This is a genomic window from Burkholderia sp. PR2, from assembly GCF_052372875.1.
Taxonomy (GTDB): Bacteria; Pseudomonadota; Gammaproteobacteria; order Burkholderiales; family Burkholderiaceae; genus Burkholderia; species Burkholderia diffusa.
Genome location: NZ_JBQRWH010000001.1, coordinates 2,280,476 through 2,305,200 on the forward strand (window position 1 = coordinate 2,280,476; position 24,725 = coordinate 2,305,200).

The following is a 24,725-nucleotide window of genomic DNA, read 5'->3' on the forward strand; positions in this document are numbered from 1 at the left end:
TCCCGTAAAACCTCACCTCACGCGTCCCGAATTTCCTCACCTGTGCGATCCCTGTGCCGGGCGACACGTCAGTCGCGCGTAAAGCGCGCGACCGCTTCGAATCGGGAAGGCCAGGGCCCCGACGCATGTTCGCATTCGGGGCAAGACACTTCGAACCCGTCGTCGCCCTGCGACAATTCCGGTTCGCCGTCGCAGTGCGGGCACTGGGTCGGCACCGGAATCTCATGGTCCAGTGACGTCCCGATCGCGGAAAACGCATCCGCATCGAGCTGACCTGCATCGGCCAAGCGCCGGATCAGCGCGGAAATCTCCGGATTCATCCCGCGGCTCGCGCGCAGCGTGTTCACGTCGCGTGTCGCACGGTCCAATTCGTCGCTTTGGGTGCGCAGCTGTTCCTCGAGCCGGTCCGCGCGGGCCTTGGCCGAACTCAGCTGCTGAAGAAAATCGAATTCCTTGCGCTGCACGTCGCGCAGGCCGCTCTGGTAGCTCGACGCCATGCTGCGCAGCGAGTCCAGCTCGACCAGCATTGGTTTGACGCGGCGCTCGGCTTCGGCCACGGCATCCTTGATCTGCTGCGCATAGTGTTCGGTGCGCTGCTGCAATTCGGCCTGGAGCGTGTCGATGCGGTCGCGCAGCGTCGCGTTCTGCGTCTGCTCCGCGTCGACACGGGCAGCCATGACAGCCAGCTCCTTTTCAAGTCGACCGACTGTGGTGAGCAGCGTCGCCTCGTTTGCCGAACCGTGCGTCGATTGCGAGGCCAGCTGCACCTCGAGCTCGGTCACACGCGCCTGCAGTTGCTCGTTGCGGGTTTCGCTGCGCGTCAGTGCGCCCTCTAGGGTTTCCTGGCGAACCGTTGCGTCGCGCAGCCGCTGTTCCGCATCCGCCATGCAGGCGCGAACCTGTTCGCGATCGACATCGAGGCTTTCCCTGGCCGCTTTCAACGCCTCTTCATATAGCGCTCCGAGCAATGAGCCTGCCTTTTCCTCGACCGCTTTCGGGATCGCCGCACCGTCGAGCCGGATTTTCGAGGCGGAACGGATTCGTTCCCAGAAATGATCGATGTCCTTCGGAATGTCGCTGGCGCTGCCGGTCTGGGTCAGGTCGCGAACGTTGGCAGCCGATGGTCGGATACCGAGATCGAAGAACAACCGCTTGCACGCATGCAGCGACAACTCCTGGCGGCGCGCGCCGCTCGCACGAAGCGATTCCAGTTCTTCTCGGATGACTCCACGCATTTCATCCAGCGTCATGGGAGGACTCGCAGACATTGACATGTTGCGATCATAACGAAATACGTATTTTTTGATACTTGTTTTCGCACAGCGTGGTGAATTTACATCGCTGTGCACGGAAATCTGGGCTGTGAGCCAATCCGGACGAACCAGCACTTCGATTCCGTGAAACAAAGCGAAGAAAACAAGGCAAGTCTTTGTTCTGGAAGCGTTTTCGGGTAGGCCCCGAAAAAGTGCATTTGTTTCACATGCCAGGCGTCATCGTAGCCGGCCGGTGTTCTGGGGTTGGGGTCTCTGTGGAAAACTCGATGACGGATGTCTTGAGAGTATTAGAAGTAAACACCCTTGAACCCTTAGTTAAAAACGTTAACGCCACGGCACAGCCTTATGTAGCAAGGCTTTCCGACCGACAAGGTGAAGTTTTACGGGAACCAAGGTGATCTTCTGCGGGAGCTGAAGTGATGGGATTCAGGGATCTGCGTGAGCCGATGCAGGAAAGGTCGTGAGCGGATTCGGGATCACAGTGAAACACGAGATTTCCCAAAGGTGAGGTTTTTCGGGGCCACACAGCCACGGAACCCATGCTGTGCCTGAACGCACAGTTTTCTGCCTGTGCAGACATGGGTGAGCATTTGCGGGACCTTCTTCGCGCCCCCATTCTGCCCATCTTTTGGGCAGTTTTCGGGAAAGGTGAGGTTTCACGGGACTCCACAGCGATTTGCTGTGAGGATTTCCGGGAATCGACCGTCATTTTGCACAGCAAAAGTGCCCTGTGGAGCCTGTGAGGCCCAAAAGGTGAGGCTTTTCGGGAGCGAAATGCGGGTTTTCCTGCCCGGATGCCGATAAGGTGAGCTTTTTCGGGGCATGGGTCACAGGCCGTCGGATGTCTTACAGGTGAGGTTTTTCAGGAGCGCTATTTGCTCAAGAATTGGTCAAAGGTGAGGCTTTCCGGGATCCGGAGCGGGGCGAATTCGCTGAAAAGCCCACCGGGACTGGCGGAAATCTGATTTTCCCTGTGCCACTTTTTGGCACAGGTGAGATTTTTCGGGAATCGGCACACGGCTGTCGCGTCCGCCCGAACACCGTGAAGGTGAGGTTTTTCGGGAGATGGTCGCCGGACACAGCGGAACGCCTGACGCACATAAGTATCGGATGTCATTGACATTTTTGATACCGCGGCGGTTACGGTGAGATTTTTCGGGAGTCGCTTCCGCGTCCGTTGGAATGCCGTTTTTGTCGTCAAGGTGAGGTTTTGCGGGAGCCTCTGGCTGCTGATCCCGCGTGTGCCGGGGATTCGTCGATATCAGGGTCACAGAATTTCGAGCCGATAAGGTGAGAATTTTCGGGACTGAATGGTTTCTGTGCGCTGTACAATGCGCGCCCGGGCCGTTGAAACGGTTTCGATCGACGTCGCGGAGTCCCTCTTCGGCGCGGGTTTCCGGGCACCGGTCGCGGTCGCGATCGCCCCGTCAGTCGAGCCTGTACATGCATACAGGGCGTTGCGGGCCTGTCCGCTCGATGCCGTGACAGCCAGTGGCGACCCTGTGACGAGGACCCGGAAGTGCAGTCGTAAAATTACGACAAATCGAAAGGTGAGCCGATACGGGAGCAAATTTCGCACGTATCGAGCACAGGCAAAAATCTGTGAATCCGCGCATCCCGCGACACGTCTGGACGAGTCCGAAACGCTTTAAATCCGGACCGGTGAGGGTTTTCGGGAGAGGGTTGGGGTGAGTGCCGTTTTGCACGTGCGCTTCACCGGCTATGGTGAGCATGTCGTTCTGGACGCATATCACCACAGGCGCTATCCTTCCGTGAAACTTCTCCTCCGACCTGACGCATGGCCACGAAGCGCGCCAAGAAAACCGATGTGGATGTGGTGAGTGCCAGTTCAGCCGAATTGCGTAAGGCCGTCGAGGCGATCGCAATTCAGCCGAAGAGCGGCAAGATCACGCTCCTGACCCGCAAGCTGTTCAACGTCCTGCTCGCCGTCGCGCAGCAGGCCGACGACTCGGGCGATACCTATCGCGCGCTGCTGTCGGACATCGTCGCCAACTCCGCCTTCGATTCGAACGACACCGCGCTGGTGAAGGAACACCTGCGCCGTATGGTGTCCGTCCAGGTCGAATGGAGCTCGGGGACGTCGAGCCAGAAGCCGGGCCGCAAGTGGGGGATCTCGACACTGATCGCCGATGCCGAAATTCTTGAGGATCCGGCCACGCGCCGCGTGTGGGTCGAATTTTCATTTGCACCGAAGATCAAGAAGAAGCTGCTCGACCCGGTCCAGTACGCGCGTCTGAGCCTGCAGTTCCAGAGCCAGCTGCGCAGCAGCGCTGGTCTTGCGCTCTACGAAATCTGCGTGCGTTACCTGACGAACCCGAGCCATCTGACGATGCGCGAGCCGTGGGAATGGTGGCGTCCGATCCTGTCGGGCACGCCCGATACGGAAGCCGGCGACGAGGCGAAGCGCGAGTACAAGTACTTCAAGCGGGACTACCTGCGTCCGGCGATCGCAGAGGTCAATGCGGTCACCAACATTTTCGTCGAGCTGATCGAGCATCGGGAAGGGCGGCGGGTCGCGGAGATCCAGTTCCGCGTGACCGAGCGCAAGCAGCCGATGCTCGCGCTCGACGAGCATCCGAACGTGTTCGACAGCACGCTGGTCGACCGGATGGTGAAGCTCGGGATTCCGCTCAAGGAAGCGCAGACGCTCTACGCGGACAGCGAGGAAAACCGGATTCGCGCCGCGCTGCAGATGACCGAGCAGCGGATGCGCAGCACGACGCTGCCGCCGGTGCGCAGTGCGCCCGCGTTGTTCAAGGACGCGCTGAAGAAGGGCTATGCGCCGCCGGTCGAGTCCGTCGACGCGCTGCCTTCCGGCGCGCCTGCCGCGAAGGCCGTCTCGGCGCAGCCGGACGATCTGAAGGCACGTCTGTTGAGCGAATTCGCGGCGTTCCGCCGCAAGGAAGCGAAGGTGTTGTACGAGGAGCAGGGCGACGCGGAGCGCGAAGTGGCGCGCGAGTCGTTCGAGTCGGAAGTGTTGCCGACGATGGGCTCGCACCTGCGCGACGACTGGCGCAAGCGCGGTCTCGATTCGAAGCTGGCCGAGACGGCCTTTTTCGACTGGCTTGCCCAGAAAACCTGGGGCGAGCCGACCGACGGCGACCTGCTGTCGTTCACCCTGAATCAATCTCGGGCCGCCTGAGGCCCGTTCAGGCCCCTCTGACGGGCCAGCGCCGGCCACCCGCCCATACGGCGGGCCCGGCGCCTCGCCAGGCCCTGTCGGCCATTTCCATCAATCCGACAACAGCATCCGCTCGAGCTGCTCGAGGATCGCGTCGCGCTTGTCCTTCGGGAGGCCGCGCAGGCGCAGTTCGATGCGGTCTTCGCCATACGACTTCAGGTCGCCAACCGACTTTCCGCCGAGCTTGATCTCGAGACGCTGCGCATAGCGCTGGCGACCCGCCGGCTTCGGCGTTTCCTGCGCCGCGACGCGGCCCTTGACGATGTCCGATACCTGGCGCGTGCTGAGATCGTCGGACACGATCTTGTTGATCAGCCGCAGCGTCGCCTCGGTGCCGCGCGCATTGTGATAACGGCCGACCTGATACGCCATGTTCGAACCGAAGCGATCGGGGCGTGCGACCATCTCCTGCATCACGCTTTCCGGCAGCTTGCCGATCGACAGCGCAACCGCGACCGTCGATTCGTCGAGGCCGAGATGCTCGGACAGTTCCTTCTGACTCTGGAAATGTTTGTCGTCGAGGAAGCGGCGCCATACGACGGCGTTGTCGAACACCGTCTGCGAATCGCGTTGCACGTTCAGGTCGTAGCCGAGCTTGTAGCTCTGGATTCCGATCGGCACGTCGATCACGATCGCCTTCACCGACTCCTTGTTCGCTTCCTTCAACGCACGCACACGACGGCCACCGTCGCTGACGAAATACGAACCCGGATTGTCGTAGTCCGGAATCACATGGATCGCCTGCTGCTGCCCTTGCTTCGCGATGTTGACCGCGAGTTCGGCGATCGACGACTTCAGATAGAAGTGCCGCGGGTTGAACGGGCTGTGCTTGATCGCCTTCAGCGACAGCTCGATCACCTGGCCGGGCGCATAACGGTTCTCGAGGCGCCACGCGCGATATTGCGGCGACTCGTCGGTCAGCGGATCGAGCAGGACGTCCGGTGCCGGCGGCGGCGCGATGTCCTTCTTGGCGGACTTCGTCGGGGCCGGGGTGGCCGTCTCGGATTTGACGATGCCATCGATGGCATTCAGCCGATCAAGCGCCGTGCGCTTCTCGCTCGTCGTGATATCCGGGCGCGCCTGGAATCCTTTTGCAAATTGGGAGGGTTTCATGCGACTCCTTTATGCGCATAAAGTCAGGGCAGCATGGCGACGATTTCGTCGGCACATGCGCGGATTTCCGCAGCGGCCAGCTTGGCGCCGCGATCGTTCATCTGCAGCACGGTCTGACCGAGCGCCATCGCCTGCTTGTACGCTTCCCGGGTCGGGATTTGCGTCTTCAGCAACGGGAAGCCGAGTTCCTCGAGTGCGCGCTTGAGCTCGCGCGTCAGCATGCGCTTCTCTTCCGTCTTGTTCAGCAGGAAGACGGCGCGGAGGTCCTCGTTCATCACCTGCGCCTGCTGGATCAGCTTGACCAGCCCAACGCTCGACCAGTAATCGGCCGGCGACGACGAAGTCGGGATCACGGCGATCGATGCGGCCAGCAGCACCACGCCGGAGACCTTCTCGGTGATCGACGGCGGGCAATCGACGACGATGATGTCGTAGTCGTTGATGAACTTCTTGATTTCGCGATGGATCTGGCCGCCGGCTTCGGCGAGGTTGACGACCGGGAACGGGATGCCGGCGTCGCTATCACCGGATGCGCTCGACCAGTGAACCAATGTGTTTTGACCGTCTGCGTCGATGACGAGGACGCGCCTCCCTTTTTCATGGAATGCCGCGCCGAGGTGCATGGCAATCGTGCTTTTGCCGACGCCACCTTTTTGTTGAGTGACTGCAATGATTTCCGCGGCCAATTTTCACTCCTGTTTTTGGTCGTTGGAATTCTACAGGACGATATTTATATTTCAATGAAATTGTCGTTCGCCAACTACGCGTTAGCCATTCGGGCTATTGGTTTATGCGCATAAACGAGCGGGTGATGCCGGATGGCTGGCACCGGCGGACGCAAGGTTGCTGCGTTGGAGGATGAACGGAGATAGTCGTGACGGCGGGCGGCTTCGGTCTCACGTTCGGCACGCTGATCGGCGCAATGTATCGGTGCTGCCCTTTCGATCATTGAAGGGGGCTGCTGCCTTGGTGTCGGGGAGTTTGTGCGCATAAACTCGGCGGTATTGGAGAGCATCGGCGAGTCTGAGTCCTCGCTCGCGCGCCCCACTCCGATGACGAACGCCGCGCGGCTCAGGCCGATGCGGTGCATACGTGCCATGTTCAGTGACGAAGCGTGCTGGCCGTCCCCCGCTGTGTTTATGCGCATAAACGATCGAGCGGCTCGGCCGATATCAATGGTCGCACGGTCGGCAGACATGCATAAAGACGACCGTACGGCGATGCCGCGGACGCCATCGCATATTGCGCTGATGATCGTTCGGGGCATCGAAGTGTCCGGGCCGACCGCGATATCAGCGGTCGTCTCCACCCAGGGGCGCGATAGCTTTCTGCGCATAAAACCGCGCGCCGGAAACATGCGGTGGCTCTGTGTCGGCGCCGGCAACACAGCATGACGATGAGCTTATCCCCCGAGCTATTCGCCGACGAAGAAGGCCTCGGAAATTTCCGATGCAACGCACTTTATGCGCATAAACGCGTCAAGCGGGCTGCGCGCTCGTCGGCGCAACGCACGCTCTCTGCACGCCACACCGAGACTCCAATCCCCTTCCTCCCGTGTGCCGACACCCCGCCGAAACACCCGCAACCAGACTGGCTACAATACGGGCCTTTCTCATGCAGGCCCGAACGATGATCACGATCTACCACAACCCCCGCTGCTCGAAGTCCCGCGAGACACTTGCACTGATCGAGACGCTGAACACCACTGGCACGCCGGTGAACGTCGTCGAGTACCTGAAGACGCCGCCGACGGTCGAGGAACTGGAAGCGCTGCATCGTCAGCTTGGGCGCCCGGTGCGCGACATGCTTCGCGAAGGCGAGGAGCCGTACAAGACGCTGGATCTGGCCCGTGCGAATCTGACGGACGCGGAGGCCTACGAAGCGATTGCGGCGCATCCGATTTTGCTGCAGCGTCCGATCGTCGTGTATCGAGGCAAGGCAGCCATCGGCCGCCCGCCCGAGTCGGTGCGGGCGTTGTTCGAATAATTTTAGTTCGACGTATTTTTCTTATCGAATCATCCCGGCGCGACTGCGCCGGGATCGACCGACAAAATTCGCAATCGCCAACCACCTCCGACGCCGCGCAGCGGACAGCCCGTATTCGACGTGCGCGCCCCGCGAGCTGCCTCGAGCGTCGACCTACGACGTCAACAACGACATCGCCAACTGCAAAGCGCAACCTCAGACCGACATCGGCAACCTAGCCCTCTCGCCCGTCGCCCGACGATTCATCCCGATCACCCCCCGCTTCATCCCCAGTCCCCCGCCCCGCCGCCGCATGCGCCGCCGTTCGCAGCAGCGCGATCTGCTCGCGATATGCGCGGCATCCACTGCAAGCCGGCAGATGCACGTGCACCTGCATGCGCTCATGGAGCGTCAACGCTCGGTCGAGCGCATCCGAGAGCAGTCGCGTCACGTCTTTACATTTCCCCAGCAGCATCTTCGGTCGTCAGTCCTTTTTCGCTCAGGCAGGTGCGCAGGCGCGTGCGCGCCCGATACAGCAGCACGCTGCAATGATTCGTCGTCAACGTAAGTTCGCTGCAGATGTCGTCAATCTCGACGTCGAGGAATTCGCGCATCATGAACACGCGTCCGATGTGTTCCGGCAGATGGTCGAGGCAGGCCTGGAACAGCGTCCAGAACTGCTGTTGCCGCAACAGCGTTTCGGGGCCTGCCCACGGTCGCGGCTTCGTGTGCGCGGCCCAGTGCCCGTTTTCCTTGAACAATTCGCGATCGAGCACGGATTCGCCGTCGAGCTCCGCATCGAGTGCGGACAGACTCACCGTCCGCTGCCGTACACGCAGGATGTCGATCAGCTTGTTGCGCAGGATGCCGAATACCCAGGTCTTGTGGGCCGACCGTCCCGCGAACTCGCCCGCATGCGTCCATGCAGCGGTCAGCGCATCCTGCACGGCATCCTCGGCCGCATCGGCATCGCGTAGCTGGAGTCGTGCGAAGCGCAACAGGTCGCGGCGCAGTTGCGCGAGATAGGCAGGGTCGTCGTATGCGGACGGCATGGCGGATCGGGAGCCTTACGAAGCGGAGGCGATCGTGTGCGCGCCACCGGGCGGGCGCATCGCGGTGCGAGCAGCTTACTGGGCGAGACGCCGCGCCGCAATGGATGTTCCGTCACGAATTCATGAAGCCGGTCGGCGCGCTGCGCTATGCTTTCCGGAGCCCCGCGTCGCGCGTTGCGAAATCGCGACGCGGGCGTTCTGTAACATCAGATCATAACGGTCAAGTTATCCACAATTTCTGTGGAAAACCTTGTGGAAAGTCGGCTGGTTTGCCCCGTGGGACGGCTCGCGGGCTGGCTTGCCTATAAACAGACCTTTTTTGCCTGTTCGGAATCAATCGATCCGATTCCTCACTCACCGGAAGGAGAAAGCCATGTCCTATCGTGTTGCAGTCGTCGTCGGCAGCCTGCGTCGCGGTTCCTGGAACCGCGCGCTCGCGCACGCCGCAATCTCGCTCGCCCCCGCCGATTTCTCTTTCGAATTCGTCGAGATCGGCGAACTGCCGCTGTACAGCCAGGACTACGACACGGATTTTCCGGAAGTCGCGAAGCGCTTCAAGCAGTCGATCGAAGCGGCCGACGCGCTGCTGTTCGTCACACCCGAATACAACCGCTCGATCCCGGGCGTGCTAAAGAACGCGCTCGACTGGGGCTCGCGCCCGTGGGGGCACAACTCGTGGTCCGGCAAGCCGGGCGCCGTGCTGGGCACGTCGCCGGGCGCGGTTGGTACCGCGCTCGCGCAACAGCACCTGCGCAACGTGCTCGCGTATCTCGACGTGAAGATGCTCGGGCAGCCGGAAATGTTCATCAAGCATGACCCGGCGCGCATCGACGACGAGGGGCAGATCGTCAGCGAGGACACCCGCAAGTTCCTGCAGGGTTTCGTCGATCGCTACGTCGACTGGGTGCGCGTGCTGAAGGCGGCCTGATCGCCGTCCCCTTCCCGCCGCCGGCACCGGCCCGCATGCCGCGGGTCAGGCGCCGGCGTGCCGCGCATCGCGTGCTTCGCGAATGCCGAGCAGGATCTCGTCGAGCAGTGCGATGTCGAACGGCTTCGACAGCACGCGCACGTTGACGGTACGCGTGCGGTCGAGTTCCTCCGCGTATCCCGTGACCAGGATCACGGGCAGCTTCCCCGGCCGCTTGTCGATCGCTTCGGCGAGATCGATGCCGTTCAGGCGGCCCGGCATGTGGATATCCGAGATCACCAGATCGAATGCGTCGTTCGCGGCCGCGCCCTCGATCAGGCGCAACGCGTCGTCGGCGGTGGGTGCGTAGGTGACGCGGTGCCCGAGTAGCGTCAGCAGCGCTTCGGTGCCGGCTGCGACTTCACTGTTGTCCTCCACCAGCAGCACATGCAGGCCCGCCAGCGTGCCGGCGTCGTGCGAGACGGGCTGTGACCGCGGGACGATGTCCTCGACGCGTGCGCGCGGCAGGTAAAGGCGCACCGACGTCCCGGCGCCGACCGCGCTGTCGATCGTCGCGAGGCCGCCCGAGCGCTCGCAGAACGCGAACACTTGCGGCAACCCGAGCCCCGTTCCCATTCCCTGCGCCTTCGTCGTGAACAGCGGCTCGAACGCGCGCGCGAGCACGTCGGGCGCCATGCCCGAGCCCGTATCGTCGAGCGAGATCTGAACGAAGTCGCCGATCAGCGGAAAGCCGTCCTCGCGGCGCAGCGTCACGTTGCGCGCGCCGACCGTAAAGCGGCCGCCGACCGTCATCGCATCGCGCGCGTTGACGGCGAGATTGATCACCGCGAGCTCGAGCTCCGCGACATCGACCCGGATCGGCCAGATGCCGGGCTCGATCGCGACGACCAGCGACGACTTCGAACCGAGCGACGTCTTCAGCAGTTCGCGGCACGTGCCGAGCCACTGGCCGACGTCGATCGTTTCGTTGTGCAGCGGCTGCTTGCGCGCGACGCCGAGCAACTGGCGCGTGAGCGACTGGCCGTTCTTCAGCGCGCGTTCGATCGCGCCGAGTTCCTTGTCGAGATGCTGGACGCCGCGTCGCCGCGCGATCTGCACGTTGCTCGAGATGATCATCAGCAGGTTGTTGAAGTCATGCGCGACGCTGCCGACCAGGTTGCCGAGCGCCTGCATCTTGCGCGACTGCCGGTATGCCGATTCGATCGAGCGCCGCATCGACGCTTCGGCCTGCCAGCGGTCCCAGGCTTCCTCTTCCGCCTTCAACCGCTTCAGCGACAGCCAGATCACCGACCACAGCGCGATCGACGGCGCGAACATCGAGATGAACAGCACGCTCAGGTGTTCGTACCATTCATGCCAGATCGCGGAGGTGCGGTACGCACACGTCACGTACACGGGGTAGCTGCCGACCTGGCGGTACGCGACGATCTCGCTGCTGGCGCCGTCGTGGCGCACGTGCACGACGCCCGCGCGCGGATCGTTGCGTGCGTTGCCGAACGTGGCCGTGAGATCGGTATGCGCGAGCGATGGCGGCGGTGGATACGACGCGATCACCGCGCCGTCGGAGCGCGCGAGCGCCATCGTCATCGGCGTGGCCGCGCCGCCGAGCAGGTCGCGGTAGAACGCATTGAAATACGAAGACTTCAGCGCGATCGACACCATCCCGGCGAACGAACCGTCGCTGTGGCGTCGCGCGACGCCCGTGTTGAACACGGGGATGTTCTCGAGCTTGAGCGGCCCCATCATCAGCTTCGAGATGTGCTCGATCACCTTGCCGTCGCGGATGCCGGCGAAGTCGTCGCGGTACGCGATCGACGCATAGGGCGCCGGATAGTAGAGGCTGTTCGCGAGCAGCATCCCGCTCGCACCGAAGATCGACACCGCGGCCACCTGCGGATAGCCGCCGCCGATCGTGTTCAACGCTTCGTGGATGTCGGATTCGTGGCGGCGCACGGTGGCGTCGTCCATGTCCTGCACGAGGTCGACGATGCGCGCATCGAGCGTCTCGCTCAGGTCGAACACCTTGAGCGCATGCTCCTCGGCGACGCGCACGGTGCGCATCGTCACGTCGCTCGCCGCGGCCTCGCGTGCCGTCAGGTCGTTGTACGCCATGACCGACACGTAGATGCACGGCAGCACGATCGCCGCGACCAGCAGCACGATCAGCGTCACGCGCCGGACAGCGAAATCGTGCTCGGGTGCGCCGGACGCATAGCTGCCGTCGTCCTGCCAGTCGTCGGCGGGCGGGGAGGCGGGTGTGCGGGAGTCGGCGGGACGTTCGGACGTCATTGAGGAATGCGGGCCAGGCTGAGATGTTCAATCATAAACGAGTTGCGCTTGCTCGCCGTACCGGCGCACGGATGTGCAACCTGATGATTCCGACAGGTGTGAAATGAAAGTTTGAAAACGCTATGAATCCGGCAGCGCAAACGTACACAAGGAAAAATTTTGCGTGCTTATCTTGAAAATGGCCGCGACTGTTTTCGGAATGCCGTGCGATCGAACCGATTCTGTTCGAAATGGTGAAAATGGCGAGTTGCACTGCCCTCGGTTTACTCAGAGAATCGCGCCTTGCTTTCCCTATGACAGATATATGCGCCCGCCGGCGTTCGCGGCGCGGTGTGTCGCGTGCCTCGCGCCGCGACGCCCACGCGCGGCCGCACGGTGGGGCCCACGCTTGATTGCATGGCGCCTCAAGAAGTGCGCCGCGCAGTCGTTAACGCGAGAGAGACCATTCCGTATACCGCTTCGCCGCCATGCCTTTGCCGATCGTGATCGCCGACGACTCCTTGCTCGCTCGCAAACTTCTGACAAAGGCACTGCCGGGAGACTGGGACGTCGACGTCGCGTATGCGGCGAATGGTCGCGAGGCTCTGGCGCTCTATCGTGACGGCAAAGCTTCCGTGATGTTTCTGGACCTGACGATGCCCGACATGAACGGCTATCAGGTGCTCGAGACACTGCGCCACGAAGATCTGAACACGTTCGTGATCGTGGTATCCGCCGATATTCAGCCGCAGGCGCAAGCACGCGTGCGCGAGCTGGGCGCGATCGCATTCGTTGCCAAGCCCGTGACGTCGGAGGCGTTGCTGCCCATTCTCAAGGAGTATGGGTTGTATGCCTGAATCGGTGTTCACGGCGGAGCAACGCGACGCGTTGCAGGAGATCGCCAACCTCGCGATGGGCCGCGCCGCCGCACGGCTCGCGCTCCTTCTCGGGCATTTCATCGAGCTCTCGGTCCCGCGCGTGCGCGTCGTGAAGGCCGCCGATGCGGGCGACGCGCTGCGCGAGATGACGGGCATCCACGAGAACGTGACAGCCGTGCGCCAGGGATTCCGTTCCGACATCAAGGGCGAGGCGATCGTGCTGTGCCGCAGCGCGGGCGTCGCGCGGCTCATGTCGCTGATGGACCGCACGTTCGGCGACGGCGTGTACGCCGGCATGGCCACGCAGGACGAACTCGTGTTCGACGTCGCGAACGTGCTGATGAGCGCGTGCGTCGCGTCGATTCTCGACGAACTCGGCCGCAAGCCCGTGTTCTTCCCGCCGGGGCTGCTCGGCGCGAACGTGTCGTTCGACGACGTGTTCCAGCCGACCGCGCTCGCATGGAGCGTCGCGCTGCTGCTCGAAGTGAACTTCGGCCTCGAGGATCACGCATTCCGCGCACATTTCGTGATGCTGATGGCCGAGGATTCGATCCGGCTGATGGGCGACGCGCTCGACGCGTTGCTGTCCGCGCTATGACCGCTACCCCGATCACCACCGCCGCGTCGCTGAGCGACCTCGTGATCGAACGGGTCGGCTTCGGCCTGTTCGTGCTCGACCGCACGATGAACGTGCTGATGTGGAATCGCTTCATGCAGGACCACAGCGGTATCCCGGCTGCCGACGTGATCGGCCGCAACCTGTTCGACCGCTTTCCGGAACTGCCGCGCGCATGGCTCGAACGCAAGCTCGAGAGCGTGTTCCAGCTCGGCAGTTTCGCATTCAGCTCGTGGGAGCAGCGGCCCTACCTGTTTCGCTTCGAACACGACCGGCCGATCACCGGCGGCGTCGACTACATGCAGCAGGACTGCACGTTCATGCCGCTCACGCGTGGCCGCGAAGTCGAGGCCGTGTGCGTGACGATCTCGGACGTCACGCACGTGAGCGTGATGCAGCGCGAGCGCGAGGAGGCGGTCGCGAAGCTGCGCGAGCATGCGAATCGCGACGGCCTTACCGGCATCGCGAACCGTCGCTTCTTCGAGGCGCGGCTCGGCGACGAGTTCGCGCGCTGGCAGCGCTACGGCGGTGACCTGTCGGTGCTGCTATTCGACCTCGACCACTTCAAGACGATCAACGACCGGTTCGGGCATGCGGCCGGCGATGCGGTATTGCGCGAGACGGCGCGCCGCGTCGCGTCGATCGTACGCGCGCAGGATACGTTCGGCCGCTTCGGCGGCGAGGAATTCGCGCTGCTGCTGCCGTGCACGAATCTCGACGAGGCGATGCGGGTGGCCGACAAGGTGCGCGACGCGATCGGCAGCACGCCGGTCGACGCGGAAGGCGTCAGCGTGCCGGTGACGGCGAGCGTCGGCTGCGCGTGCGCGACGGCGGGCGCGTTGGCGTTCGACACGCTCGTCAACGAGGCCGACACCGCGCTCTATCGTGCGAAGCGGCTCGGGCGCGATCGGTCGGTCGCCTACGCGTAACCGCCGCGCCGCCGCTTCACGCGTGCGATCCGCGCCGTTCAGCTTTTCGCGATATCCACGAGCACGCCGGCCAGCACGGCCGGCTGCGACATGAACGGCGAATGGCTGCTGTCGAGCTGGTGCACGTGCGTCGGATTACCGGGCACGAACGCGTCGGCTTCGTCGATGAAGCGCTGCTGCAGCGCGGGCAGGATCACGCGATCCGCCAGGCACTTGATGTAGTGACGATCGATCGCGCCCCAGCGCGCGGTGGTCGTCGGGATCGCGGTCGCGAACGGCGCGGCCGGCACGTCGCAGGTCATCAGGTTCGCCACCGCCTCGAAGTCGGCCTGCGGGACGTCGTCGTACAGCGCGCGCTTCGCGAGCGCGCGATACGCGGCATCGCCGCTGCGCGGATCGATCCGCAGCGCGCCCGCGACGCGTGGGCTCGCGAGCATCAGCGGGCCCAGCATTTCGCCCTTGTTTTCGGGCGCACGCACGTAGTCGAGGCCCGGCACGCCCGACGCGGGCATGAACGCCGCGAGATAGACGATCTTCGCGATTTTCTCCGGCGCGCGCTCCGCCGCGGCCGTGATCGCGAGGCCGCCCATGCTGTGGCCGACGAGCACGACCTTGCCGTGCCCGAGCGCGTATGCGTCGTCGACCGCCTGCATCACCTGTGTCGCGTAATCGTCGAGCGTGGTATTCGCCACCGGCGACGGCTCGGCGCCGAATGCGTCCTCGTCGAGCGGCCGTTCGAGATACGACGCGGGAAAGCGGGCGTTGACGCCGTGCGCGGGCAGGTCGCGCGCGATCGACAGGTAGCCGCGCGCGGCCAGCGCGGCCGCGACGTGCGCGTAGCACCACGCACCATGCCACGCGCCGTGCACAAGCACGAAAACGGGATGGCCGGATTGCGCGGCAGCGGTTACATTCGTCTCCATGGTGTCCGTGTCTTTTTCGAGAGAGGTGTTCATCTTAGACGAAGCCGCGCGCGTCCAAGCATGAACGCGCGGCCCGACCGTGCGCGTGCGCGTGCCCGGATCGGCTGCCGCGATGCGGCCCTTTTGTCTCGTTCAGGCCACAATTCGTCCTGATCTGATTTGAATTTGCGCCGAAGCGCGCTAATTTGACGCTTTGCTTCCGATTGCGCCCCATGAACGTCGACTACCTCTTCTACCGGCGGCCGGACAAGCCTGGCCCCTATTCGCTCGACGACCTGGGCGAGATCGCGCCGCCGATCGGCCCTGGCGACGTGGTGCGCGCGGGGATCGCGCGCGTGTTCGAGCAGATCGACTGGCAGGAGTCGCCCGACGTGCCGGGCGCGTGGTTCGGCACCGGCGGCCCGTCGTTCCAGTTTACGGCGGACCCCGACGGGCGCGTGACGAGCTTCATGGGCTCGCGCCTCGAACGCCGCTCGATGCTGCAGCTGACCCGTGAAATGGGGCTCATTGCGCTCGATCTGCAGCGCGACATCGTCTACGGCTGACGGGCGGCGCGACGCCGCTCTCGGGCGCGCCCGGCCACGCAGGCCCGAGCCCCCTGACGGCCTGCCGGGCGCGGCGCGTCTCCGCCCTTCGAACTTCAAAGATTGCTATACTTTCGCCCAATTCCGGCATCCGGCCGGTAATTTGTGCCTGTCTGCGTCGATCGTTCGCATATCTCGCACGCATTTGACGCCCTGACCAACCCAGCCGGGCATGGCTTCTTCAATCGCCCCGCGTGGGTGTCTCCGTGGAGCTCGTCTTGGCCGTTTCCAATCTCGTCGTGGACGAACAAGAAACCGACGCCGCTGCCGTCACATCGGGCAGTTCTTTCTATCTGGCGATGCGCATCCTGCCGGCGGTGCAGCGCGACGCGATGTTCCAGGTCTACGCGTTCTGCCGCGCGGTCGACGACATCGCCGACAGCGACTTGCCGCGCGCCGAGCGCAACGCGGGCCTCGATCGCTGGCGCGCGGACATCGACGCGTGCTTCGCCGGCCAGCCGCCGCGCCATCTGGTCGCGCTCGAGCGCGAGATCCGCGCATTCGACCTGAAGCGCGAGGACTTCCACGCGATGATCGACGGGATGGCGATGGACGCCGCCGAGGACATCTGCGCGCCGGACGAACCGACGCTCGACCTGTTCTGCGATCGCGTGGCGAGTGCGGCCGGCCGTCTGTCGGTGAGGATTTTCGGGATCCCGGAGGCGGAAGGCATCGAGCTGTCGCACCACCTCGGCCGCGCGCTGCAGCTGACGAACATCCTGCGCGACATCGACGACGACGCGGCGATCAACCGCTGCTACCTGCCGCGCGAGCTGCTCGCGCGCGAAGGCATCGCGATCACCGATCCGGCGACGATCGTGCGCGACCCGGCGCTGCCGCGCGTGTGCGCAACGCTCGTCGAGCGTGCGCTCGAGCATTTCCGCGCGGCGGACGCCGTGATGGATCGCTGCACGCGCGCGCAGGTCAAGGCGCCGCGCATCATGTCAGGCGCGTACCGCTGCATTCTGGAAGCCGCGATCGCGCGTGGCTTCGCCGCCCCGCGCGTGCCGCTGCGCAAGCCGAAGGCGCGCATGCTGATGATCGCCGCGCGCTACGCGCTGTTCTGAGCCAATGCCCAGAACCGTCCACGTGATCGGTGCAGGACTCGCGGGCCTGTCGGCTGCCGTCGAGCTGCAACGCCGCGGGCGGCGCATCGTGCTGCACGACGCGCATGCGCATGCTGGCGGCCGCTGCCGCTCGTGGTTCGACGAGACGCTGAACACGACGCTCGACGGCGGGCTGCACCAGGTCTTCGCGGGGCAGTCCGCGACGCAGCGCTACCTGCGCGCGATCGGCGCGGCCGATCAGCTCACGGGGCCCGCACTGCCTGAATATCCGGTGATCGACGTCGCGTCGCAGCAGCGCTGGACGCTGCGCTTCGGCAACGGGCGCTGGCCGTCGTGGGTGTTCGATGCCGCGTCGCGTGCGCCGGGCACCACGCCGGTCGACTACCTCGCGCTGGCGTCGCTCGCGTTCGCGCGCACCGGGCGCTCACTCGCACAGACGATGCGATGCGACGGCGTGCTGTGGGATCGTTGGCTGCGGCCGTATTTTCTCGGGGTGCTGAACGTCGAACCGCGCCACGCGAGCGCCGAGCTCGCGCGCGCGGCACTGTGCGGCATGTTTGCCGCGGGCGGCCCCGGTTGGCGCCCGCTCGTCGCGCGCCACGGCCTCGGCAGCGCATTCGTCGAACCGGCGCTGCGGATGCTGCAGCACGGCGGCGCGCAGATCCGCCTGAACTCGCGCCTCGATGCGTTCGAATTCGGCGCGCACGGCAACGCGGTCGATGCGGTCGCGATCGGCGGCGAGCGTGTCGATCTCGCGCCGGGTGACGCGGTCGTGCTGGCAGTGCCGCCCGAGGTCGCGCAGCCGCTCGTCCCGGATCTCACCGCGCCCGACACGTTCAGCGCGGTCGTGACCGCGTATTTCGCGGTCGATACACCGGCGGGCAGCCCGCTGCAGACGGCCGTCGTCAACGGCATCGTCGACGCGGTGCGCGCAGGCGATGGTCCGCTCGCGGCGACGATCCGCGACGCGGGCCGCTGGCTCGACATGCCGCGCGATGTGCTCGCGCGGCGCATCTGGGAAGACGTCGCGCGCGTGACCGGCGCGAACCCGGAAACCCTCCCCGCGTGGCAGCTCGTCGTCGAGCCGCGCGCGGGGTTTGCGGCGGTGCCGTCGCAGGAAATGAAACGTCCGGCCGTGCGTACGCGCTGGACCAATCTCGTGCTGGCGGGCGACTGGATTGCCACCGGCTTGCCCGCCACGATCGAGGGCGCGATCCGTTCCGGCCAACTGGCCGCGGACGTGCTCCAGACACAATAAGAGAGGGACCGATGAACGATCTCACCGATATGGCTAACCTGTCCGCCGGCACCGTGCCGGCCGGACTCGACGCGGCTGTCGCCAGCGCGACCGACGCGCTGCTGGCCGCGCAGAACGCGGACGGACACTGGGTCTACGAACTCGAAGCCGATTCGACGATTCCCGCCGAATACATACTGCTCGTCCACTATCTCGGCGAGACGCCGAACCTCGAGCTCGAACAGAAGATCGGCCGCTATCTGCGTCGCATCCAGCAGGCCGACGGCGGCTGGCCGCTGTTCACCGACGGCGCGCCGAACATCAGCGCGAGCGTGAAGGCGTATTTCGCGCTGAAGGTGATTGGCGACGACGAGAACGCCGAGCACATGCAGCGCGCGCGCCGTGCGATCCACGCGATGGGCGGCGCCGAGATGTCGAACGTGTTCACGCGGATCCAGCTCGCGCTGTACGGTGCGATTCCGTGGCGCGCGGTGCCGATGATGCCGGTCGAGATCATGCTGCTGCCGCAATGGTTCCCGTTCCACCTGTCGAAGGTGTCGTACTGGGCACGGACCGTGATCGTGCCGCTGCTGGTGCTGAACGCGAAGCGTCCGATCGCGAAGAACCCGCGCGGCGTGCGCATCGACGAGCTGTTCATCGACCCGCCCGTCAACGCCGGCCTGCTGCCGCGCCAGGGCCACCAGAGCCCTGGCTGGTTCGCGTTCTTCCGCGTGGTCGACCACGCGCTGCGCGCGGTCGACGGCCTGTTCCCGAGCTACACGCGCGAACGCGCGATCCGCCAGGCCGTGTCGTTCGTCGACGAGCGCCTGAACGGCGAGGACGGCCTTGGCGCGATCTATCCGGCGATGGCCAACGCGGTGATGATGTACGACGTGCTCGGCTATGCGGAAGATCATCCGAACCGCGCGATCGCGCGCAAGTCGATCGAGAAGCTGCTCGTCGTGCACGAGGACGAAGCGTATTGCCAGCCGTGCCTGTCGCCGGTGTGGGACACGTCGCTTGTCGCGCATGCGCTGCTCGAAACCGGTGACGCGCGTGCCGAGGAGGCCGTGCTGCGCGGCCTCGACTGGCTGCGCCCGCTGCAGATCCTCGACGTGCGCGGCGACTGGATCTCGCGCCGCCCGAACGTGCGGCCGGGCGGCTGGGCGTTCCAGTATGCGAACGCGCACTATCCGGACGTCGACGACACGGCGGTGGTCGTGATGGCGATGGACCGTGCGCAGAAGCTCAAGCAGACGGATACGTATCGCGAATCGATGGCGCGCGCGCGCGAATGGGTCGTCGGCATGCAGAGTAGCGACGGCGGCTGGGGCGCGTTCGAACCGGAAAACACGCAGTACTACCTGAACAACATCCCGTTCTCGGATCACGGCGCGCTGCTCGATCCGCCGACCTCGGACGTATCGGGCCGCTGCCTGTCGATGCTGTCGCAACTTGGCGAGAGTGCGCTGAACAGCGAGCCGGCCCGTCGCGCGCTCGACTACATGCTGAAGGAACAGGAACCGGACGGCAGCTGGTACGGCCGCTGGGGGATGAACTACGTGTACGGCACGTGGACGGCCCTGTGCTCGCTGAACGCGGCCGGCCTGACGCCGGACGATCCGCGCGTGAAGCGCGGCGCGCAGTGGCTGCTGTCGATCCAGAACAAGGACGGCGGCTGGGGCGAGGACGGCGACAGCTACAAGCTGAATTACCGCGGCTTCGAGCAGGCGCCGAGCACCGCGTCGCAGACGGCCTGGGCGCTGCTCGGCCTGATGGCGGCCGGCGAGGTGAACAACCCGGCCGTTGCACGCGGCGTCGACTACCTGATCGCGCAGCAGAACGAAGAAGGCCTGTGGGACGAGACGCGCTTCACGGCGACCGGCTTCCCGCGCGTGTTCTACCTGCGCTATCACGGGTATCGCAAGTTCTTCCCGCTGTGGGCGCTCGCGCGCTATCGCAACCTGAAGCGCGCCAATGCGACGCGCGTGACGGTCGGGATGTAACGCGTGGCACCGGCGCAGCACAACGGCACGTTGCCCGTCATCGCCGTCACGGGGATGGCATTCGAGGCACGCATCGCGCGCGGTCACGGCGTCGAGGCCGTGTTCGCGGCGCGGGCCGACCGGCTCGAGCGCGCGCTGGCAGAGGCGACCGCGCGCGGTTGCGCGGGCATTGTGAGCTTCGGCACGGCGGGCGGGCTCGCACCCGATCTCGCGCCGGGCGCGCTCGTGATCGCGGACGCGATCGACGGGCCGTTCGGCCGCGTGCAGACCGATCCGGGCTGGAGCGCGCGGCTCGTCGCCGCGCTGCACGACACGCCGGTGTGGGCGCGCGTCACGCGCGGCACGATGGCGGCAGTCGGCGCGCCGGTGGTCAGCGAGCAGGAAAAGGCGTCGCTGCATCGCACGAAGGGCGCGCTTGCCGTCGACATGGAATCGCATATCGCCGCGGCCTTCGCGGCGTCGCGCGGCGTGCCGTTCGCGGTGTGCCGCGCGATCGTCGACCCTGCGTGGCGCACGCTGCCGCGCGCGGCGACGGCCGGCCTGCGCGACGACGGCAGCACGGCCATTCTGCCGATCCTGCGCGAGCTGCTGAAGCAGCCGTCGCAGCTTGGTCCGTTGCTGCAGGTCGCGGGCGATGCGCGCGCGGCGCGCACGACGCTGATCCAGGCGCGGCACGCGTTCGAACGTGCGGGCGCGATGCGGATCGTCTGAGCGGCGCTCGCCGCGTTCGGCTTCTCCTCTCCCCCTCCCCTTTTTCGTTTTCCGGACACGCAAAAAAAAGAGCGCTGCATGATGCAGCGCTCTTCGGCTTGCGGGCGGATGCCGTGCGCGTTACTGCGCGGCCGGACCGCTCGCGGGCACCGTCGGCATCGCCGGCGCGATCGGCGCGCCGTTGGCGGCCGGCGCGGTCGTCGCCCCGGCCGATGCAGCCGCCGGCGCCGCTGCAGGCGCACTCGAAGGCGCGCTCGCAGGCATACTCGCAGGCGTACTCGCAGGCGTACTCGCAGGCGTCGCGCCGTCCGCACCCGGATCGTCATACTTCGGCAACCCCGGCGCAGCCGGCGCGTTGTTCGGTGCGGCACCCTCGCCCGGATCCTCGTAGTTCGGCAACCCCGGCACGGCCGGCGTGGCCGCCGGCACGGCGCCCGATTCACCCGGCTCGGTGTAGGTCGGCAGCGTGCCCGACGACGACTGGCTGCGATACGTCAGCGACTTGCGCTGCTGCAGGTATGCGTCGCGCACGAACGAATACGGATCGAGCGCGGCCTGCTTCAGCAGGTCGGTTGCGCCGAGCAGGTCCGAACGCGCGCTGATGAACTGCGCGATGTACATCGGATTGCGCACGGCCGGCTCGATGTAGTTGAGCAGGTTGAAGCGAACGTCCACCGCGCGGCCGACGCCATCGCGGATCGTGCTCGGCCCGAACACGGGCAGCACGAGGTACGGGCCGGACGGCACGCCCCAGCGCGCCATCGTCAGCCCGAAATCCTGATGATGCTTCGGCAGCCCGGCCGGTGTCGCGATGTCGATCAGGCCGCCGACGCCGAACACCGAGTTCATCGCCACGCGCATCAGATCCTCGGTTGCATCGGTGATGCGGAGCTGCAGCAGGTTGTTCGCGATGTTGCCGAGATCGCCGAGGTTCGAAAAGAAGTTGCTGATCGCGGTGCGCACGGGCGTCGGCGTGACCTTCTGGTACCCCTTCGCGATCGGCTGGGCGATGTTCGTGTCGACGGTGTCGTTGAACTTGTACATCGCCCGGTTCATCGGCTCGAGCGGGTCATTGGGGTTGCGGTTCGGTCCCGTCGCGCAGCCGGACAGCACTGCGGTGGCGGCAACGGTCGCCGCAATGATTCGCACCTTATTCATTGATTCCTTGCGATTGGTTCTTGGCGCGTTTGACGCGCGGTTTGCCCATCAGGACGGGCTGGAACACCACGGCGCCGATCAGCGTGCAGGTCAACGCCAGCGCGAGCAGCTTGCCCATGCTCGACGTGCCCGGATGATGCGACAGCCACAGGCTGCCAAAGGCGGTTGCCGTCGTCGCGGCGCTGAACAGCACCGCGTGCGTGAGGCTCGAATGCAGCAGGCCCGTCTGGCCCCCGCGCCATGCCATCACGAAGTACACCTTGAACGCGACGCCGACGCCGAGCATCAGCGGCAGCGCGATGATGTTCGCGAAGTTCAGCGACATGCCGAGCACGACGCACATCTCGAGCGTGACGAGCCCCGACACGAGCAGCGGCACCAGCGTGCGCAGCACGTCGCCGAAGCGTCGCAGCGTGATCCACAGCAGGATCGTGATCGACAGGATCGACCACAGCGCCGCATGCAGGAACGCGTTGATGATCGTGTCGGCCGAATGCAGGATCGAGATCGGGCCGCCGATCGCGCCCGGCTCGGCGGCCTTCACCGCCTTCGCGAAGCGGCGCAGCATCGTGTCGTCGTTCGGATCGACGCCCGTCGGCACCTTCGGCGAAATCTGCACGAGCGCGTGGCCATCCGGCGCGATCCAGTCGCGCACGAGCTGCGGCGGCAGCGATTCGCGCGTGATGTCCTGCGGTTGCAGCAGCGTCGCGAGCTGATTGAGCGCGATGCGCAGCGTGTCGGAGAACGCGCGTTCGGCGCGGTCGCGCGTCGCGGCATCCGCGGCGGCGAGCTTCGCGAGCGATGCCGACAGATGCTGCGCGGCGGCCGCGCCCGGGCCCGGGTGATCTTCGGCCGCGTAGCTCAGCAGGTCCGACACGCGCTTGAGCGCGGCGACGCGCTGCGCGTCGGTCGCGGGCGGCGCGGCCGGCTGCGTCAGCGCGGGCAGCAGGTCGCTCGCGGCGGCGGCGATCGCCGCACGCTTGGCCGGCTGGTCGGCCGGCACGAAGGTCGACAGCGTCGTCGTGCGGCCCACTTCCGGCAGCGCGTCGAGGCGCTTCGCGGCCGCGTCGGCCTCGGCGAGCGACGGCGCGAGCAGCGTGACGTCGTTGACGGCCGCTTCCGGCGAATCCTTCAGCGCGAGCAATGTCGCCATCGATTCGCTGTTCGGATCCTTCAGATGCAGCGGATTGAAGTCGAAGTGCAGGAACGCGAGCAGCGGCAGCGCGCCGATCACGACCACGAGCGTGCCGATCAGGATCGGCTTGCGATGGCGATCGAGGTAGTCGTCGACCGGCGCGAGCCACGGGAAGCCCGGCGTCTTCGATTCGCCCGGCGGCGCGAACAGGCGCAGCAGCGCCGGCAGCAGCGTGAGCGTGGTGAGCAGCGCGACGAACATCCCGACGCCTGCGATCAGGCCGAGTTCGGACACGCCGCGATAGGCGGTGGGGATGAACGAGAAGAAGCTCGCCGCGACGGCCGCGGTGGCCAGCGCGAGCGGCATGCCCATCGAGTGCGCGGCGCCGATCAGCGCGTGATCGATGCGCGGATCGCGGAAGCGTTCCTCGCGGTACTTCACACCGTACTGGATCGAGAAATCGACGCCGAGGCCGACGAACAGCACCATGAACGCGACCGAGATCATGTTCAGCGAACCGACCATCGCAAGGCCGAGCGCCGCGGTCACGACGAGGCCGACGAACAGCGTGACGAGCACCGAGCCGATCATCCGCTTCGAGCGCAGCGCGAGCCACAGGATCACGAGCACGGCGAGGAGCGTGAGCGCGCCGTTGAGCGCGGCGCCGTCTTCGACCGACGCGAATTCGTCGTCGGCGAGCGGTTGTTCGCCGGTCAGCCGCACGACCGCGCCGTAGCGTTGCTCGAGGCCGAGCGCTTTCGCCGTGTCGCGGATCACCTGGGTCGTCTCGGCACCGGCCTTCAGCGCACCGTAGTTGACGACCGGCTGCACCGTGACGAACGCGCGGGCCGGCTGGCGCGCGGCATCGCTGTCGACCAGCCCGCGCCACGAGAACGCGGCGGGCTTGCCGGCCAGCACGTCGTCGACCGTCGCGGCGCTGCGCGCGAGCAGCTTCGCCATCGCGGGCAGCTTCACCTGGCCGGTCAGGAGCGGCTGGCCGAGCGTGGTGGACAGCGTGGTCGCGAGCCCGGTCAGGCTCGGGTTCTTCGCGAGTTCGTTGACGAGCGGCCGCGCGCTCGCGAGCTGTGTCGTCGTGTCCGACACTTCCTGCGGCGACAGGAACAGCAGCCCGTTGTGCTCGAAGAACGGGCCGCCACCGGGTTCGGCGACCTGGCCGATGCGGCCGGCGTCGGCCTGCTTCTGCAGGGCTTCGGTGAGCGTATGCGCGGCGGCGGTTGCGAATTCGGGTGCCGGGGCCTCGACCACCGCGAGGATCGTGCCGTTGCGTTGCGGGAAGGCCTTGTCGACGGCCTGGCCGAGCGCGGCCCACTGGGGTTCGGCATCGACGAGCTTGCTGATGTCCGTGTTGATCTTGAAGTGCTGCGCGACGTAGACGCCGCTGAAGACGGCGACGACGAGCGACAGCACGACGACCCAGACGGGGCGGCGTACCGACCATGCGACGAGTCGGACGATGAGAGATGTCACCATGTGGCGGCGGGGAGGGGCTGGCAAGGACAAAACAACGAGTATACCGGCGCAACGTGGCGTCGGTCGCGACGTTGGAGCGTAAAGGGGCGGGAAGGATATTTGCTCCGCAGCGCAGGAATCGGCGCGCGGGGCCCGGCGATTTGTATGGGGATGCTTACATAATCGACTGGCGTCGCGCCGCGACGGGG

General features: G+C 65.6%; 20 protein-coding genes. 11 read left to right on the forward strand and 9 right to left on the reverse strand.

From position 1 onward, the window contains the following. Positions 1-68 precede the first annotated feature (68 nt). Entirely contained in the window at positions 69-1,250 is a 1,182-nt protein-coding gene (locus ACT2FV_RS10155; RefSeq protein WP_124901793.1) for a DNA-binding protein, read from the reverse strand. A 1,822-nt stretch (positions 1,251-3,072) separates the two neighbouring features. Between ACT2FV_RS10155 and ACT2FV_RS10160 the strand changes: the two genes are divergently transcribed. Further along, a complete protein-coding gene (locus ACT2FV_RS10160) occupies positions 3,073-4,437 on the forward strand; it encodes a replication initiation protein (RefSeq protein WP_059604605.1) in 1,365 nt (454 codons plus the stop codon). Between the two features lie 90 nt (positions 4,438-4,527). Here ACT2FV_RS10160 and ACT2FV_RS10165 read toward each other — a convergent pair whose 3' ends face one another. Then, entirely contained in the window at positions 4,528-5,589 is a 1,062-nt protein-coding gene (locus ACT2FV_RS10165) for a ParB/RepB/Spo0J family partition protein (protein ID WP_124629519.1), read from the reverse strand. Between the two features lie 23 nt (positions 5,590-5,612). Next, positions 5,613-6,275, reverse strand: coding sequence for a ParA family partition ATPase (gene parA, locus ACT2FV_RS10170; protein WP_444503788.1), 663 nt, complete (start codon positions 6,273-6,275; stop codon positions 5,613-5,615). Positions 6,276-7,218: 943 nt separating this feature from the next. On the opposite strand from parA, the gene arsC reads away from it, so the two are divergent. Continuing rightward, positions 7,219-7,575 (forward strand): arsenate reductase (glutaredoxin), encoded by a 357-nt coding sequence (arsC, locus tag ACT2FV_RS10175; protein ID WP_059604814.1) that lies wholly within the window; start codon positions 7,219-7,221, stop codon positions 7,573-7,575. Positions 7,576-7,789: 214 nt separating this feature from the next. On the opposite strand, the gene ACT2FV_RS10180 is transcribed toward arsC, so the two are convergent. Both ACT2FV_RS10180 and ACT2FV_RS10185 read right to left on the reverse strand, forming a co-directional pair. Further along, positions 7,790-8,029 carry a zf-HC2 domain-containing protein gene (locus tag ACT2FV_RS10180; protein ID WP_082728993.1) on the reverse strand — a complete coding sequence of 80 codons (240 nt, stop codon included), beginning with the start codon at positions 8,027-8,029 and terminating at the stop codon, positions 7,790-7,792. Next, a complete protein-coding gene (locus ACT2FV_RS10185; protein WP_444503789.1) occupies positions 8,010-8,606 on the reverse strand; it encodes an RNA polymerase factor sigma-70 in 597 nt (198 codons plus the stop codon). Before ACT2FV_RS10185 ends, ACT2FV_RS10180 begins: the two co-directional genes overlap by 20 nt. A 373-nt stretch (positions 8,607-8,979) precedes the next feature. Here ACT2FV_RS10185 and ACT2FV_RS10190 point away from each other — a divergent pair, with 373 nt between their 5' ends. Beyond that, complete coding sequence (locus ACT2FV_RS10190) at positions 8,980-9,534, forward strand: NADPH-dependent FMN reductase (protein WP_124629522.1); 555 nt, start codon at positions 8,980-8,982, stop codon at positions 9,532-9,534. A gap of 45 nt (positions 9,535-9,579) precedes the next feature. Here the strand turns inward: ACT2FV_RS10190 and ACT2FV_RS10195 are convergent, their stop codons facing one another. Further along, positions 9,580-11,823, reverse strand: a complete 2,244-nt coding sequence (locus ACT2FV_RS10195) for a response regulator (protein ID WP_444503790.1) — start codon at positions 11,821-11,823, stop codon at positions 9,580-9,582. 467 nt (positions 11,824-12,290) lie between these two features. Between ACT2FV_RS10195 and ACT2FV_RS10200 the strand changes: the two genes are divergently transcribed. The 3 genes from ACT2FV_RS10200 to ACT2FV_RS10210 are packed head-to-tail and all read left to right on the forward strand — an operon-like array spanning position 12,291 to position 14,225. Further along, complete coding sequence (locus ACT2FV_RS10200) at positions 12,291-12,659, forward strand: response regulator (protein WP_040138947.1); 369 nt, start codon at positions 12,291-12,293, stop codon at positions 12,657-12,659. Next, positions 12,652-13,278 carry a chemotaxis protein CheC gene (locus ACT2FV_RS10205; protein ID WP_059604625.1) on the forward strand — a complete coding sequence of 209 codons (627 nt, stop codon included), beginning with the start codon at positions 12,652-12,654 and terminating at the stop codon, positions 13,276-13,278. The genes ACT2FV_RS10200 and ACT2FV_RS10205 overlap by 8 nt, the downstream gene beginning before the upstream one ends. After that, positions 13,275-14,225 carry a GGDEF domain-containing protein gene (locus tag ACT2FV_RS10210; RefSeq protein ID WP_059604628.1) on the forward strand — a complete coding sequence of 317 codons (951 nt, stop codon included), beginning with the start codon at positions 13,275-13,277 and terminating at the stop codon, positions 14,223-14,225. The genes ACT2FV_RS10205 and ACT2FV_RS10210 overlap by 4 nt, the downstream gene beginning before the upstream one ends. Positions 14,226-14,263: 38 nt before the next feature. On the opposite strand, the gene ACT2FV_RS10215 is transcribed toward ACT2FV_RS10210, so the two are convergent. Next, positions 14,264-15,148 (reverse strand): alpha/beta fold hydrolase, encoded by an 885-nt coding sequence (locus ACT2FV_RS10215; RefSeq protein WP_151048218.1) that lies wholly within the window; start codon positions 15,146-15,148, stop codon positions 14,264-14,266. A 212-nt stretch (positions 15,149-15,360) separates the two neighbouring features. Here ACT2FV_RS10215 and ACT2FV_RS10220 point away from each other — a divergent pair, with 212 nt between their 5' ends. The 5 genes from ACT2FV_RS10220 (at position 15,361) to ACT2FV_RS10240 (ending at position 20,753) form a co-directional block, all read left to right on the forward strand. Further along, on the forward strand, positions 15,361-15,693 hold the full coding sequence (locus ACT2FV_RS10220) for a hypothetical protein (protein ID WP_059604635.1): 333 nt from the start codon (positions 15,361-15,363) through the stop codon (positions 15,691-15,693). A 257-nt stretch (positions 15,694-15,950) separates the two neighbouring features. After that, positions 15,951-16,799, forward strand: a complete 849-nt coding sequence (gene hpnD, locus ACT2FV_RS10225) for a presqualene diphosphate synthase HpnD (protein WP_059529130.1) — start codon at positions 15,951-15,953, stop codon at positions 16,797-16,799. Between the two features lie 4 nt (positions 16,800-16,803). Next, positions 16,804-18,057, forward strand: a complete 1,254-nt coding sequence (hpnE, locus tag ACT2FV_RS10230) for a hydroxysqualene dehydroxylase HpnE (protein WP_444503791.1) — start codon at positions 16,804-16,806, stop codon at positions 18,055-18,057. 11 nt (positions 18,058-18,068) lie between these two features. Then, on the forward strand, positions 18,069-20,042 hold the full coding sequence (gene shc / locus ACT2FV_RS10235) for a squalene--hopene cyclase (protein WP_059604640.1): 1,974 nt from the start codon (positions 18,069-18,071) through the stop codon (positions 20,040-20,042). Between the two features lie 54 nt (positions 20,043-20,096). Next, the gene (locus tag ACT2FV_RS10240) at positions 20,097-20,753 is read left to right on the forward strand and encodes a phosphorylase (RefSeq protein ID WP_059604817.1); all 657 of its coding nucleotides are present in this window, start codon (positions 20,097-20,099) and stop codon (positions 20,751-20,753) included. Positions 20,754-20,873: 120 nt separating this feature from the next. Here the strand turns inward: ACT2FV_RS10240 and ACT2FV_RS10245 are convergent, their stop codons facing one another. After that, positions 20,874-21,911 carry an MlaA family lipoprotein gene (locus ACT2FV_RS10245; protein ID WP_444503792.1) on the reverse strand — a complete coding sequence of 346 codons (1,038 nt, stop codon included), beginning with the start codon at positions 21,909-21,911 and terminating at the stop codon, positions 20,874-20,876. After that, positions 21,904-24,537 (reverse strand): MMPL family transporter, encoded by a 2,634-nt coding sequence (locus tag ACT2FV_RS10250; protein WP_174920095.1) that lies wholly within the window; start codon positions 24,535-24,537, stop codon positions 21,904-21,906. Before ACT2FV_RS10250 ends, ACT2FV_RS10245 begins: the two co-directional genes overlap by 8 nt. Positions 24,538-24,725: the final 188 nt, after the last annotated feature.